We start from the raw sequence: 12,420 nt of genomic DNA on the forward strand, positions 1-12,420 counted from the left end.
GACATTGTCACGTCAGGATTTACTGGCCTGCCCGGGCATAATTTTTTCAACGGCCTTTCCCTCCAGCGCGGCCTTTACGACGGTGAAAACGTCGGTATTATCGATGTAATCGCCCTGATTGTAACCGACATATTTGGCATAGCCCGCGTCGTTACCGCGCACGCGTTCGGCGAAGGCTTCAGCGCCCACACCTTTTGCCCACAGCGGAACCAGCGCGTTAGCGTGATTGCCGGTGGGACGGAAAGACACGCCTGGCATGGCGCCTTTGCCGTTATTGATGACGGGTTCAAATGCGCGAGTCTGCGCATCCGGCCCCATCGGCATGCCGTTATCATGATCCGTGGTAACAATCAGCAAGGTCTCGTTCCAGTTGCTGTTTGTCTCGACCCATTCAATGACAGAGGCCACGGCGTGATTAAAATCGGCGCTTTCTTCAATCAGACGGCCGTATTCAACGCCCACACAGTTGGGGTTATACGTGTTGCCCCAGTCTCCTTTACCACTGCAGGCATTGCTGGTATGGGCAGACCAGTCGGTTGCCCCACCTTCTACCATCATAAAGAAGCCGTTCGGATTTTTGCTCAGATGCTGAATCGCGCCACGGGTCATCAGGTTCAGCGTTGGCACCGTGGTAATAAATGCATCGCCTGATGGATTCGCCGCATCTTTACCAACAAATTCACCCTGCCGGCCCTGCTGTAACGTTCCGTTGGGGGCGACGTTGGGCGATCCCAGCAGCGGGCCATCATAGTTCAGCGAGCCGTTAGCCAACTGGGTAAACGCCTCCGTGCTGCGCACAATTTTCCACGGCTGACCGCCCGCTGGCGCCAGCTTACCCGCGCGGAGTAAATCCCATTCGGTTTGCGCCAGATAAAGGTTCGCATCTTTGCCACAGCCGGCGGTGGACTCATTTTTCGCCAGATGCTGACAATCCGTTCCATTCACGTTGAAGCCCGGCAGTCCGGTTCCCATAATCACGTCGAGCTTACCGGCGGTGAGCATTTGTCTGGCGATCGCGTGATAATCGTTACGGGAAGCATTCTGCGCACCAAAGGCCGCTGGCGTGGCGTGCGAGAACGGCACACTGGTGACGACGCCCGTGGCCTTTCCCTGTTCCCTGGCTGTCAGAGTAATGAAGTCGACCGGTTTACCCATGTTATCGACGTTGATGGCGTTGTTATAGGTTTTTACCCCGGATGCCAGCGCGGTGCCCGCCGCCGCACTGTCAGTAGGATTGATGGCCAGATATTCGTAACCCTTAAAGGGCAGTTCTTTGCTCTCGGTTTTTGTCGTGTCCCAGGCTTTCTGCGGGTCATAATTAACAAGGGATTCATTGCTGTGTGTGGCTTTTTTCGAGGCGTTGAGTGGATAGGTTGTCATGGCATACTTTACCGGGAATCCAGCATAAGGCGTTTTATCGCGCCCACCGTACTGCCAGTATGCGGTGGCATCCCATGTTCCCCAGCCTGCACCATCGTTAATCATGACAATGACGTTTTTCGCTTTGATGGCGTCGGCAAACGCAGAGGCACTGAGGGTCAGACCGCCCAGAGCCAGCAGGCACAGAGGAAGTTGACGCAGGGAAAACACAGTAGAGGAAGGGTGAAGACGAGGTTGACGTGGCATAAAACTCTCCATAATGATGACAGCGACCGCCTGAACAAAGAAACAGGTTTCAAAGGATGTCGAAAGATGTCTTTTTGTTACTCCGTGGCTGTGCAGTATTGGGATGCGTTGTGACAGTTTTATGAAAATCCTGTGCCGATGGACGAGAGAATTCCCTAAGGCAAATTTCATCACGGGTAAGCCTGTTACTTATCAACCTGTTACCGGAACAATGCGGCTGATTTTCAATTTTTTCAATTAATGTAAACGTTTGTCAGCCCGACGCCGCGCGCCCTTTTATCCCACTTTGCTGTTCTTGCCGGCTTAATTGTTAAGTTCGTGTTGGCATTTTGTATCCAGATTTCACAAGCTGTAAGCAGACACAAAAAACCTTCCATATTTCAGCTCAAGTGTGGCTGAAGCTTTCATAAGCATCTGATTAGCAAGAAAAGCCAAATTCGTTAACCGGAAAAGGTATTTTATAACTTTTGCCGACAGTCCTTAACATGACCGCGTTAATCGAACTCATGGCGAATGAATTAAAAAATCGATGGCGCTCAACAGGCGCGTGATGCCGTAATTTCAGATATTCAGGAGCACGAAAATGAAAGCACTTGTTCAGGATATTTTGTCTATCTTCTCTCCTCAGACCGTTAGCCCTGTGTTTATCCGTACAGGTTTGTCTCAGGATGAAAAAAATGCCATCAAGCCGATGGGCGTGACAACCGTCACCTGGGCGACATCGATGGAAGAAATCACGGATGCCCTGCTGCGCAAAGCAACGGAGGCGGGTGCTGTGGGCTATCACATTACCCACGTTGATTCCCATAAACCGGGTAACGATCAGCAGCATATTCTGGAAGCCACCGCGACGCTGTATGCGCTTGACGAGAAGGCGTTGCAGAGAGCCTGATTGTGACCGATCACTCTTCGCAATGCGTTATTAGCCCCCCTGAACCCTGCTGTTATCTTCGGCAATAACAGCAGGGGTTCCCGTTTTCCCCTGCTTACGCAACGTTATCTCATCTTTTTCAGGCCGTGATCGCTTTACATATTCTGCCTGATCTTCATGTTTCTTATGTATGCTGTAACTAAATAAGGCTGTTCAATAAATTGTTACGCTGCCAGAAGTACGCGTTTGCTCATCAGCCACTATAGTTTTCAACACACTTTCCCCCTGCGCCGACAATGAGGTTTTTATGAGCAAGCTCTTTTCCCCTTTCTCTCTGGGTGAGTTAACCCTGGATAACAGGATAGTCATTGCGCCAATGTGTCAGTATTCGGCTGATGAAGGCAGTGCGACCGCCTGGCATCGTATTCATCTGGGCCATCTTGCCTTATCGGGTGCAGGCTTGTTGATTATTGAAGCTACCGCCGTTGAGGACATCGGCCGGATCACCTATGGCGATTTAGGCTTATGGGACGATGAAACAGAAACGGCGCTGAGCGAGGTTCTGCAGGATATTCGTCAGTACTCAGATATGCCGATCGGCATTCAGCTCGGCCATGCCGGGCGTAAAGCATCCTGCACCGTTCCTTGGGAAGGTGGCGAACAGATTACGCCTCAGGATGGCGGCTGGCAAACCCTGGCCCCTTCTGCCCTGTCGTTCAGTGATGGCGAGCATCTTCCGCTGGAGATGCAGGCCAGCGATCTCGAGCGCGTTAAAAATGCTTTTGTCGCAACGGCAAAACGCGCGGTTCGTCTGGGAATAGAATTAATTGAAGTTCACGCCGCGCATGGCTACCTGCTCCACCAGTTTCTCTCTCCCTTATCCAACAAGCGAAGTGATGAATACGGCGGCTCGCTGGAAAACAGAATGCGTTATCCCTTGGAAGTGTTTCATGCGGTACGTGAAGCCGTACCCGCAGAGATTCCGGTTGGGGTGCGTATTTCGGCCAGCGACTGGGTAGAAGGCGGATGGGATGTCGGCCAGTCCATTGCCTTCTCTAAGCAGCTTGAATCCCTGAACTGTGCCTACATCCACGTATCCAGCGGCGGATTGTCGGAACAACAGCAGATTAAGGTCGGGCCAAATTACCAGGTTCCTTTTGCACGCGACATCCGCCAGCAGATTGGCATTCCGGTGATTGCGGTAGGCTTAATTACCGAGCCACAGCAGGCTGAAGATATTTTGCAACAGCAGGAAGCCGACCTGGTCGCCCTGGCGCGCGGCATGTTGTATAACCCACGCTGGCCATGGCACGCCGCGGCCGAATTCAATGCCAATGTCAAAGCACCGCCGCAGTATCTGCGCTCAGAACCCCATGGCGCGAAAGGAACGCTGACGCAGGACGAATAACTGACCCTGGCCGCAACCCGGTTGCGGCCTTAACGGTTAGCCTGCTGGTGACACTGCAGCAGCGCCAGATGCGGACCTGACAGGGGCTGACGTTCAGGCGGAAACTGCTGCGCAACCGGTGCCATCGAACTCTGTGCCAATACCACCCGCTCTGCGCCCTGCTGCCAGGCATGTTCCACCGCTGTACGTACGCAGTGAAAATATCCCGCTCCATCTCCCGCTTTAAAGCGCTGCCAGGCTTCGGGAATCAGGCGGATGTCCGGCGTTTGCCCATCGGTACAGAACAGCGCACGCGTTGCGCCAAGCGTGGATTCTGCCGCACAGAGCACCACCGTTTTCTTTGCGCTCTGATGCACGGCTTTTGCCAACATGCCGTCGGTACGCCAGACAGCGCAGGGTTGTCGGGATGAGGTGAAGGCTTCGGAAACCGGCCCTAATGTCGAGCAGGTGATCAGAATGACATCGAAGTGCGGTTGCAGATCCCGTAACAGAGCAACCAGCCGCTCGTGCAGTCCTGCGGTCAGGCCGCCGCTGGCTTCAGCTTCAGCCAGCAGGTGCGGCATGACCAGATGGCTGAGCTGCAGATGGTCCAGCTCAAGCTGACGGGCAGCATCGTCAAAAATGGCGATATTGCTGGCGGCGGTATGTAAGCAGGCAATATTGATCACGTGTTGGCTCTTACGCTGAAAGATGTCCCTCATCATGCCACGCGTTTACCCGGCCACCAAGCCCTTGCCCGCCTCACATATTTGGCGGTTTTGCGTCAGTCGTTCACGTTAACCGCACGCTTATTACTTGCCCCCTGTGACGTCAGGCAGGTTCAAGGGATGAGGCTGAAAAAGAGGACTACAATCGCCAGGTGCCGTGCTGAAGCACCGTACGATAACCGTCTTTATCCTGGAAGGTAGCGCCGTTTTCCGCCCAGTAGGGATTAAACGATGTTACGCGCGTAAAACCTGCGCGGGTCAGGCTGAGGCAGCGTTGCTGCCAGTCCGCTTCACTGGGCAAATACAGCACCAGAAGATCCTCGGCTGTTGAAGCCGGTTTGACGGGATGGTGATGGCAGTGGGTAAATTCCAGATGCCAGGACAGGGTTTCGTCGCCAAGCATCACCCCACTAAATCCCTCGTGATCGGTGAATTCCCCAATGGGCATCAGGCCCAGGCCCGAACAGTACATTGCGCAGCTCTCGGCTAAATCCGTAACGGGTCGGGCAATACGCAATTGCTGAATCGTCATCTCTTTTCCTCGTCGGGTAAACGCGCTATTAATATGCCATTCAGATGGCCTTACACTGAGGTTTATAGTGCATCTTCAGACCCCGCGTTTATTGCTCAGAGCTATGCGCCCTTCCGATGACAAGGATCTGTTCAGGATTTACGGTGATCCCGCGACCAATACGTTTAACCCGGCAGGCCCTTATCCTGATCTGGCTCACGCGCAAAAGGTGCTGGCCGACAGACTGCGATCGTACCAGCGTTATGGCTATGACAGCTGGGCGATAGCAACCCAGGATGCACCGGATGCCCTTATCGGTTTCGGCGGGCTGAGCGTTCGCATTCACGGTGACGAAACCATTCATAATCTTGGCTATCGGTTTGCCACCAGCGCATGGGGTAAGGGCTACGCTACGGAGCTGTCGCGCTTCGCGCTGGAGTATGGTTTTCGCGAACTGGGGTTGGATACGATATCAGCCCGGGTAAGAAGCCATCATCAAGCCTCTATCCGCGTGCTGGAAAAAACCGGGTTGCGATTTCTTAAAGAGATTCATGATGTGGATAATGCGCCGCCCAGCCTGTTTTATTCGATCACACAACAAGCATGGCAGGCGCTGGTGGCAGCAGATAATGCGGCTGATATTCACGCTCGTTGCCTATGCAATGACGCACAGCGCCTTCCCTGACCATCAGGCTCAAAGCGGCCCGTCCTGATAAAGCCTTTCTTTTTGTTAAAGGCAACCGCCTGATGATTCTGTTCATCAACATCAAGTTAATTAACGCCCTGATCATGAATGGCCTGTTGCAGGAGTAATGTGGCTCTCCCCCGCGGGATGGCATCGACAAAGCGCATCTCTGTAAAATTCCCACTGCCTCTGGTAAACCCGATGATTGAGCCGTCATGACTACAGACGGAATACTCACTGACCCGAACCATAAAGGACTGGCTGGACAGAACGACAGATATGAAGTGGGCCAGTACAGATGCGGAGCGGCAGGTATCGTGCTGATAAAGCCGAAGGAAAACGCAGGATGATTAAATCTCGCTAATTATTATTAAGCATACCTTAACTTTCACGGCCCATTAGCGCCCTTTTATATGGAATTTCGCGCCGGAACTCCATATAATTTATTAATAATGGTTAAGCATAAGGGTCTCTGATGCAACTTATAAAAACTGAATACTCTCTCAATTCCGGTTATCCGATTGTCAGGCGCACGCTGGAGGACAAAAAGAAACGAGTGGAACAACCTGGTTTCGGTCCTGAGTCTTGCTGTGCAGTAGTCGAGTACAGGCTTCGGGGGAATATTCGTTATGCGTTCGGAAACAGTCGGATGCAGGTAAGCATGCCACCAGGAATCTATACCCATAACTGGGTCAGGCTACATGGCGAAATGGCGGCGCTAGTTGCCGCGATAGACCGCATCGAGCGCTATTCCACCGATGATGTAATACCCATCACGGCTGCCTATATTGAATTGCGACCCTGTGAGGCCAATTGTATGCAGGCACTGCGTAATATTCTGCCTGAGGATGCTCGCGTCTATTACTCTTTTGAACATCCCACTCAGGTTGACGAATGGAAAGTAAGAGCCAACGAGCTCTGTCGCGTTTGAAGTTTTCCACCAAAACATTTTCCGGGCAAATCAGAAACGATATCCCCATAATTTATGGTGACGTAGTGGGTGAATGAAAACGCAGACATTTCCATTAAGAGCTACCCCGCTGGTTGCTCTCAGACAAAATTGCACTGAATTCATGTCCGCTCTGTGTCAAGAGCGGACATGACTAAAATCGCGATGTATTTTCAATGAGAGTAGGTCACGACCGCCATATTAAGCCAGCTGAATTCTTTTAGAAATCACGCCAGCGACGTAGTAACGACCTGTTATTATACAAAGTGCCAATTAACACAGCGCCATTGACCTGTTTGGAAACCTTGTCCTTTGCTTAGTACAGTGTTTTATTTTCTCTAGCGAATAATATAATTCTTTCTCTTTCATATTAATTACCTTCAAATTCCTCAAGACCAAGAAAACAATTTAACCCCATAATATTAAAAGAAAAAATAAAATGGTCCCATTTTTTTATTGGATACAAATTGTTAAAAATGAAAGTTAGTGAAACAGATTTTTACATTTATCCCTCCGGACTCGACGAATAAAGAATCACTTATTCAATGTATTTCGCCGAAGTTTCCGTCCACACTGTTGCATCATTAGCAATTTGAACGGCACGTCATATACTTTATGCATATTCTCATTCGGAATATAAAAAAATTTCAATTTATGGCAGCGCAAACGGCCCTGTGAGGGCGTCTGTGCAAGGAGAAAGTATTATGGATCAAACCGCATTTTTGATCGGGTTTTCGGTCATGGCACTTGCGTCATTGGTGATTTATGCCTCAGGCAAAAAAATATTCCCCCTCCGGCATCATACGTTAATGCATGCCTCGGTCCCTTTTATTGCGGCAACCGCTTATCTGGCAATGGCATTTGGTTTCGGTAATCTGGCGACCGAAAGTGGCAGCATCGTTTATCTCGCCCGCTATGCTGACTGGTCCGTCACTACACCTGTATTACTGGCGGGGCTGGTTATGGTCGCCTTTCATGAACAGAGTAAACCGGGTGAGATGGGTGGTTTTTTAACGGCTATCATCATTCTGGATGTGATGATGATTATTACCGGTCTGGTCTCTGCACTGGCGACAACGTTCGCCGCAAAATGGGTGTGGTATCTCTGGTCCTGTGCTGCGTTTCTTGGCGTGGTTTACCTTCTGTGGGGACCGCTGCGTACGATTGCCGCTGGGCGCGGCAGGGCGATGGCGGTCGCTTACAACAAAAACGTCGCATTGCTGACGGTGGTCTGGTTTATCTACCCTATCGTTTTCCTTGTCGGTCCGGAAGGATTAAAAGTCATCACCGACCCTGCGTCCGTATGGGCATTCCTGGTTCTTGATATCATCGCCAAGGTGTTTTACGCCTTTTACGCTGCATCCAGTCTTGAAAAAGCGCTGCGCCATTCCACATCAGATGGTGCTGTGCGGGTATGAGTCTGCGGCAAACTGCCAGCTGGACAGGACTGTGGGGGGCAGCGCTGGCTGCCTCTTTCAGTCCGCTGCGCGTACAGTTAATGTTTGCCATAGTAGCAATAGGTGTGATTGGCATGGCACACGGTGCCAGCGATCTGGCAATAGTAAAACGCGGGCGTAAGTTGCCATTCCTGGCGGCTTATGGCGTGATCATCCTGCTTTGCCTGTTCTGGTGGCACTGGTCGCCGGCACTGGCATTACCCGGTTTCTTGCTGGCATCTGCGCTGCATTTTGCCCTTGAGGATGCGCCAAAGGGAGGGATGTCAGAGCGCCTTGCCAGAGGAGTCAGCATGATAGCGACCCCAGCCTTCTTCCACCTGCGAGAATACAACATCATCCTTCACCAGGCAGGACTGACACCCTCACTGCTCAGTTCCGTGACGTTTTTCATGGCTAACGCGGGCGCACTTTGTACCCTTAGCCTGGTTATCACCGGATTGATTCGTCACGATGTGCGGCTCATTACCGGAACGCTGGCCTTGCTGATCCTTCCACCTTTTGTCGGCTTTTCCATGGGTTTTTTAATTCTGCATGCCCTGCCGCAAACCCGGTTACGTCGAATTCAGTTGGGTTATGCTCATTACACAGGTTACCTTTATGCGACCTGGCCGGTGCTTTTAGCGGCAATTCTGCTGGCGGCCGTGACAACCTGTATCATGTACCCCTCTAGTGACGCAGACATTAAATCGCTATTTGCTGCGCTCGCTTCTCTCGCTATTCCTCATATGCTGATTACTCCGTACTTTGTGCCAGGTAACAGTGAATAATCTCAGAAGTAACAGGTACGCTTCGCAGTAAGCAGAGAGTTAACTGGCGTCAGCATATAAATGTCCGGTTTTGAGACATGATAACCAGGGGGTATCACTTTTCGATGTAACCACTGCGCGCGTTTCAGCGTTCCCCTGAATATCTCCAGGCCACGGCTCTGAACGTGTGCGTAATGACGGCGTAAGATTATGCCTCAGGAATTATGCAGCGGCAAAAGCGGTCAACGTGAGGGAGATGAGTGGGAAAAACGAGTATTGGGGTTCAGCCTGGCAGTCGTAGGGCATCAGTTCCCGGCTTTAGGGCCGAATAAAATACGAAGGAGTTCACAGTAGTGCTGCTCTTCTTCTGCACTTCCTGCCAGTTCCAGGCGACGGACAAGCTTGCTACAAATGGCCGTGCGGTTCAGGCTTTTTCCTGCGCGAAGGATTTCTGACGCAATGCTTCCCAGCGTTTCCTGCTGAGTAGGCAGTGACGCACTGTCGAAGTAGCGTGCAATGGCGCTCATGGCGTCGGGCTTGGAGGCGTTTTTGTACAATGTCAGCTCTGGGAACGCGATTTAAGGGTTTACTGTTACTTGTTTATAAAGTTGTAGGCTTGATATCAGCTGTTGAAGTGTATTTTAGGAAACGATCGTTCTCTTTAGCAAAACGTGCCTTTACGCAATATGATTTAATCCCCTTTACCGAATCGTAAATGATCCCTGGCTTTACTGTGCAGGTAAACCCTGGACGGAATATCCGAAGATGAGCCATGAGTGAGTCAATACATATGAATTAGCAAATATGTTATTGACTCGCCGTAGACAGACAGCAACAATGTCTTCTGTTCCGTAATCAGGAGTCAGCATGCCTCAACTTCAGCCTCTTCAGCTTTTCAAAAATTTTTCGGATGAAACACGCCTCAGTCTGGTAGTGCTGTTGCGTGAAAAAGGCGAGCTTTGCGTCTGTGAACTCACGTCAATCCTGAGGCAAAGTCAGCCTAAAATTTCACGGCATCTGGCACTGCTCAGAGACAGTGGTCTGCTTATTGACAGGCGTGACGGCAAATGGATTCATTATCGGTTGTCACCACACATGCCCGCATGGGCTGCTATGGTGATCGAGCAGGCTTACCTGTGTCAGCGCGATGACATTCTGCAACTCAGCCAGCAGGCTGAAAGGAATAACGCGACCACCAACGGCAAGCCTGTCTGCATTTAAAAATTTACTCAAACACATATGATTTTTCATATCTGTTTGCAGGGCTGTCTTACGTCCTGTTTACCAGACTTTGTATTAAAAGGAAAAAGTATGTTTCTCGCAGGCGCTATATTCGTCCTGACACTGGTACTGGTTATCTGGCAGCCAAAAGGGCTGAGTATTGGCTGGAGTGCTGTTATCGGGGCTGCGCTGGCCCTGCTGACGGGCGTAGTGCATTTCGGCGATATTACGGCCGTCTGGCAGATCGTTTGGAACGCGACGGCCACGTTTATCGCGGTGATTATCATCAGCCTGCTGCTCGATGAATCTGGTTTTTTTGAGTGGGCTGCCCTGCACGTTTCCCGATGGGGTGGCGGTAAAGGCAGGCTGCTGTTCACGTATAGTGTTCTGCTGGGTGCGGCAGTGGCGGCCTTGTTTGCGAATGACGGGGCGGCACTGATCCTGACGCCTGTTGTCATTGCCATGCTGTTGGCGCTGGGCTTCAGCACCGGCGCAACGCTGGCGTTTGTGATGGCGGCAGGTTTTATCGCTGACACATCCAGCCTGCCACTCATCGTATCGAACCTGGTTAACATCGTGACGGCGGACTTTTTTAAGCTGGGATTCAGCGAATACGCGTCTGTCATGATGCCGGTCAACATGGCATCCGTGGCGGCCACGCTGGTTATGCTTCACTTCTTCTTCCGTAAAGACATCCCGGTCGCCTATGACATGGCAAAACTAAAGGTACCACGGGAAGCCATTCGTGACGTGCGAACCTTCAAAGCCGGATGGCTGGTTCTGTGTCTGTTGCTGACCGGTTTTTTTGCTCTGGAGCCGCTCGGCGTTCCGGTCAGTCTGGTTGCTGCGGTCGCGGCATTTATTCTGTGGCTGGTTGCCCGTAAAGGACAGGTGATTGATACCCGTAAAGTCCTGAAAGGCGCGCCCTGGCAGATCGTCACCTTCTCGCTGGGTATGTATCTGGTGGTTTATGGCCTGCGTAACGCCGGACTGACGGATTACCTCTCGTCCGCCCTGAACGGGTTTGCAGAGCATGGTGTATGGGGAGCCACATTCGCTACCGGTTTTCTGACGGCCTTTCTGTCATCGGTGATGAACAACATGCCTACCGTCCTGGTCGGTGCCCTTTCCATTGATGGCAGCACGGCTGAGGGTGTGGTGAAAGAGGCGATGATTTACGCCAATATCATCGGTTGCGATCTTGGTCCGAAAATCACCCCCATCGGCAGCCTGGCGACCCTGCTGTGGCTACACGTTCTGGCGCAGAAAAATATCACCATCAGCTGGAGCAACTACTTCCGCGTGGGCGTTGTGATGACCCTGCCGGTACTTTTTGTCACGCTGGCGGCGCTGGCCCTGCGTCTTTCTGTTTAACCTTTACAACGTGACTGCGCCAGCGTAGCCCCGTAACGGAGTGCCATTTATGACTAACATCATCATTTACCACAACCCGGCCTGTGGGACGTCGCGTAACGCCCTGGCGCTTATCCGCAACGGTGGCGTGGAGCCAACAGTGATTTTATATCTGGAAACGCCACCCTCCCGCGACGAGCTTAAAAAACGGATAGCGGATATGGGGATCCGCGTGCGCGATCTGCTGCGCAAAAACACAGAGCCGTATGAACATCTGGGGCTGGCCGAAGATCGGTTCAATGATGATGAACTGCTGGATGCTATGCTGGCTCATCCTGTCCTCATCAACCGTCCGATAGTCGTGACGCCGCTCGGCACAAGGCTCTGTCGTCCGTCTGAGGCCGTTCTGGGCATTCTGCCTGAGTCACAGAAGGGAGCCTTTACGAAAGAGGATGGCGAAAAAGTTATTGATGAGTACGGCAACCGGACCGGTCACTGATTTTTCAGCGTTTTGCCGACAAGCAGCAAAAAACATAGCCGACGCTTTGTCCCGTTTTTACCCTGTGGCGCACGACAAAACAACCCGATTCGCCATTTCAGGCAGAGGCGTTCGGTTAGGCATTCGTCGCCATCTGTGCCACCAGCCCATCCGGTAACCGATATCGCTAAAGAGGGTGAAATTGGCCCCCCGTGACGGTGACGGATACCGGTGCCCTCCTCCCCGGCAGACAGCAAAGCCCGGCGAAAAGTAACGTTTACGCTTGGGTACAAGTCACAGGGCCACTCACCTGAAAAGGATGCCCGTAGCGGCTTCACTATGATGGCCGCGAACGTCGGACAGCACTGTCGGCCCTCTCTTCTGCAATACTGATATCCGACGAGCACG

The 12,420-nt window shown here is 51.9% G+C and carries 13 protein-coding genes; 9 read left to right on the plus strand and 4 right to left on the minus strand.

Annotated features, from left to right (window positions below; all coding sequences use genetic code 11):
• Positions 1-12: 12 nt before the first annotated feature.
• Positions 13-1,626 carry an alkaline phosphatase gene (locus tag P9J57_RS10690; RefSeq protein ID WP_105078637.1) on the minus strand — a complete coding sequence of 538 codons (1,614 nt, stop codon included), beginning with the start codon at positions 1,624-1,626 and terminating at the stop codon, positions 13-15.
• A 583-nt stretch (positions 1,627-2,209) separates the two neighbouring features.
• Between P9J57_RS10690 and P9J57_RS10695 the strand changes: the two genes are divergently transcribed.
• A complete protein-coding gene (locus tag P9J57_RS10695) occupies positions 2,210-2,518 on the plus strand; it encodes a YdgH/BhsA/McbA family protein (protein WP_013025782.1) in 309 nt (102 codons plus the stop codon).
• A 286-nt stretch (positions 2,519-2,804) separates the two neighbouring features.
• Positions 2,805-3,905, plus strand: a complete 1,101-nt coding sequence (locus P9J57_RS10700) for an NADH:flavin oxidoreductase/NADH oxidase (protein ID WP_483279196.1) — start codon at positions 2,805-2,807, stop codon at positions 3,903-3,905.
• Positions 3,906-3,934: 29 nt separating this feature from the next.
• Here P9J57_RS10700 and P9J57_RS10705 read toward each other — a convergent pair whose 3' ends face one another.
• Positions 3,935-4,609 (minus strand): hypothetical protein, encoded by a 675-nt coding sequence (locus P9J57_RS10705; protein WP_013025780.1) that lies wholly within the window; start codon positions 4,607-4,609, stop codon positions 3,935-3,937.
• Positions 4,610-4,751: 142 nt separating this feature from the next.
• Positions 4,752-5,144, minus strand: coding sequence for a VOC family protein (locus P9J57_RS10710; protein ID WP_483279197.1), 393 nt, complete (start codon positions 5,142-5,144; stop codon positions 4,752-4,754).
• A 67-nt stretch (positions 5,145-5,211) separates the two neighbouring features.
• Here P9J57_RS10710 and P9J57_RS10715 point away from each other — a divergent pair, with 67 nt between their 5' ends.
• The 4 genes from P9J57_RS10715 (at position 5,212) to P9J57_RS10730 (ending at position 8,981) form a co-directional block, all read left to right on the plus strand.
• Positions 5,212-5,808, plus strand: a complete 597-nt coding sequence (locus P9J57_RS10715; protein WP_019105224.1) for a GNAT family N-acetyltransferase — start codon at positions 5,212-5,214, stop codon at positions 5,806-5,808.
• A 661-nt stretch (positions 5,809-6,469) separates the two neighbouring features.
• Complete coding sequence (locus P9J57_RS10720; protein WP_228225198.1) at positions 6,470-6,739, plus strand: hypothetical protein; 270 nt, start codon at positions 6,470-6,472, stop codon at positions 6,737-6,739.
• 722 nt (positions 6,740-7,461) lie between these two features.
• Positions 7,462-8,175: a bacteriorhodopsin gene (locus P9J57_RS10725; RefSeq protein ID WP_014593707.1), complete on the plus strand. Its 714-nt coding sequence runs from the start codon at positions 7,462-7,464 to the stop codon at positions 8,173-8,175.
• Positions 8,172-8,981, plus strand: a complete 810-nt coding sequence (locus tag P9J57_RS10730) for a Brp/Blh family beta-carotene 15,15'-dioxygenase (RefSeq protein WP_105088139.1) — start codon at positions 8,172-8,174, stop codon at positions 8,979-8,981. Before P9J57_RS10725 ends, P9J57_RS10730 begins: the two co-directional genes overlap by 4 nt.
• A 284-nt stretch (positions 8,982-9,265) precedes the next feature.
• Here P9J57_RS10730 and ycgZ read toward each other — a convergent pair whose 3' ends face one another.
• Positions 9,266-9,517, minus strand: coding sequence for a regulatory protein YcgZ (gene ycgZ, locus P9J57_RS10735; RefSeq protein WP_013025774.1), 252 nt, complete (start codon positions 9,515-9,517; stop codon positions 9,266-9,268).
• Positions 9,518-9,827: 310 nt separating this feature from the next.
• Here ycgZ and P9J57_RS10740 point away from each other — a divergent pair, with 310 nt between their 5' ends.
• From P9J57_RS10740 to arsC, 3 genes are all read left to right on the plus strand, one after another.
• Entirely contained in the window at positions 9,828-10,181 is a 354-nt protein-coding gene (locus tag P9J57_RS10740; RefSeq protein WP_483279198.1) for a metalloregulator ArsR/SmtB family transcription factor, read from the plus strand.
• A gap of 90 nt (positions 10,182-10,271) precedes the next feature.
• Entirely contained in the window at positions 10,272-11,555 is a 1,284-nt protein-coding gene (locus tag P9J57_RS10745; protein WP_483279199.1) for an arsenic transporter, read from the plus strand.
• A 49-nt stretch (positions 11,556-11,604) separates the two neighbouring features.
• A complete protein-coding gene (arsC, locus tag P9J57_RS10750) occupies positions 11,605-12,033 on the plus strand; it encodes a glutaredoxin-dependent arsenate reductase (protein WP_483279200.1) in 429 nt (142 codons plus the stop codon).
• The last annotated feature ends 387 nt before the right edge of the window (positions 12,034-12,420 follow it).

It is taken from the genome of Pantoea sp. nfd-35 (assembly GCF_056892255.1).